Annotated in this window: 1 protein-coding gene; it reads right to left on the bottom strand. The window is 71.9% G+C overall.

The genetic code is table 11. The features are described from left to right. The coding region (locus tag FJ251_15580) for a hypothetical protein (GenBank protein MBM4119124.1) at positions 1 to 2284 on the bottom strand (2284 nt) is incomplete at both ends.

Raw genomic sequence — 2284 nt, 5'->3', positions numbered from 1 at the left:
GCTGCGCTCGCCCAGCCGCGCACGGGCGAAGTAGACCCCGCTGGGCAGGCGCTCGCCGCCCGTGCCGCGGCCGTCCCAGTCCAGGCTCAGGCGCTCGCCGCCGCTGAGCCGGCCCTCGTAGAGCAGGGCCACGCGCCGGCCCTGGACGTCGTGGACGCTGACCGCGACCGGCAGGCTGCCGCCGCCGGCGGGCAGGCTGAGCATCAGGCGGGTGCTCGGGTTGAAGGGATTGGGAAAGTTCTGCGCGAGCACGGGCGCCGCGGGCGCGGCCCCGCCCGGCAGCCCCGTGAGATCCTCGACGTAGCGAGTCTCCTCGTAGCTGAGCAGCGCCTCGGCGAGGGCCGGGTTCGTCGCGCGGAACTGGACGAAGCGGTAGTTGTGCGGATGGGCGACGGCCGTGCCCGCCGCGCCCGGCTGCCAGGGCTCCCACTCGACGAACTTGAGGCCGTCGAACCAGGCGCGGCCCTCGCCGCTGGCCGGGGGCGTCAGCGTGCAGCGGACTTCGAACCAGTCGCCCTCGGCGGGCGTGGCGATGTCGGCCCACTGCTGGGCCCAGTCGTTGGTGCCGCCGAGCGCGGGCCCCAGAGCCTCGCTGGCGAGGGCGGTGCCCGTGTTGCGGTCGATGTAGTAGCGCGCCTCGACCAGGGCGCCGCCGGCGTTCTGGGTCTTCAGCCAGCCGAGCAGGCTGTGCGCCTTGCCCGGGTCGCAGGGCAGGTGGCGCTCCTGGTCGCTGCTGGCCGCTGCTTGTCCGGCGTTGCGGCGCATCGCGAGGGAGCGCTGGCCGGCCGCGGCCTCGCTTGCATCGAGGAACTCGTCCGGCGCGGTGAGATCCCAGAAGGTCGCGCCTTCGGCCTCGAGGCCGCCGTGCCAGAGCAGTTCGCGACCGAGGCGGAACTCCCAGCTGCCGAGCCCTTCGCCGCTGAGGTCGACGAGGCGCGAGAGCGGCCCCGCCCCGGCCAGTTCCAGCGGCCGGCTGACGGCGGCGCCAGCGGTTTCGCGGAAGGGCAGCGTGGCCTGCACGAGCTCCACCGACTGCGGCGCCGAGGCCGGGTCGAGATAGATGCGCGCGCTGTTTGCGAAGGGATCGACCGCCACCAGCGCGCCCATGTCGCGCGAGTAGTCGGCGAGGCGGTCCATGATCTCGCGGCCGAGAGCGCCCGTGGCCGGCTGCGTGATGTAGTCGTCGATCCAGGCCGGCACGAGGGTGTAGCCGGTGATGCCCGCCTTCTCGATCTCCAGGGTGAGCACGATCGTGGGCATCGTCTCGGGGTAGTACAGGTCGAAGATGAAGTTGCCCAGGCTGTGCGCGATGAGCTTGCCCTGGTAGGACTCGAAGCCCTGCAGCACGTGCGGGTGGTGGTTGATCAGCACGTCGGCGCCGAGATCGAGGGCCTGCCGGCGCAGCGCGCGCTCGGTGGGCAGGGGCTCGTTGCGGAAGCGGAAGTCGGGATCGCCCAGCGCGGGCTCGCTCGCCTCCACCGGCGGCTCTTCGAGATAGCCGTCCGCGGCGAGCAGCTTGGCGCCGCCCGGCGTGCCCTCGCTGGGAGCGCCGGCCGCGAGATACTCGTCGCCGCTGTGCGTCTGCACGATGAGGACGTCCGCCTCGTCGCGGGCGGCGGCGATCGACTCGGCGAGATTCTTGGGGATCAGGTAGCCGAAGCCGGGCTTGCTGGCGCCCGCATCGAGGAAGGGCTGGTAGTTCCAGCGGCGGCCCGTGCGGTTGGATAGGCCGAGGAAGCCGAGGCGGATGCCGCGCTCGCTGAGGAAGGCAGGGGCCAGAGCGAGGCGGTCGTCGCTGCCGGCGCCGATGTAGGGGATGCCGGCGGCCGCGCACAGTCCGATCGTCTGCAGCATGCCCACTTCGCCGTAGTCGACGATGTGGTTGTTGCCGATGTCACACAGATCAATCCCCGCGTTCACGATGCCGACGAAGTTCTCCGGCCGGGCGTGGAAGTTCACGCTCTTGGTGGGGTGCGGCGTGCCCTGATCGGTGAAGGAGCACTCGAGGTTGCAGACGCTGAGGTCGGCGGCGTCGCCGAAGATCGGCTTGGTCGGCGCGAAGATGGCGTCGACGCCGTAGTCGTCGATGATGCCGCCCGGCGCCTCGTAGGCGCGGGCGATCATGATGTCGCCGACGAAGTTCACGGTGATCGGCCCCTGCGGCTGGCCGGGCTCGACGGCCACCTGGCAGGTGTCGCCGCCCGTGAGGGCGTCCGGGTCGGTCACCGTGAGGCCGACGGCGTAGAGGTAGTCCGCCGCGACGACGAAGTCGTGGTAGGGCGCG

This window comes from bacterium (genome assembly GCA_016873475.1).
Classification (GTDB): domain Bacteria; phylum Krumholzibacteriota; class Krumholzibacteriia; order JACNKJ01; family JACNKJ01; genus VGXI01.
This window is presented reverse-complemented; position numbering and strand designations above follow the sequence as displayed.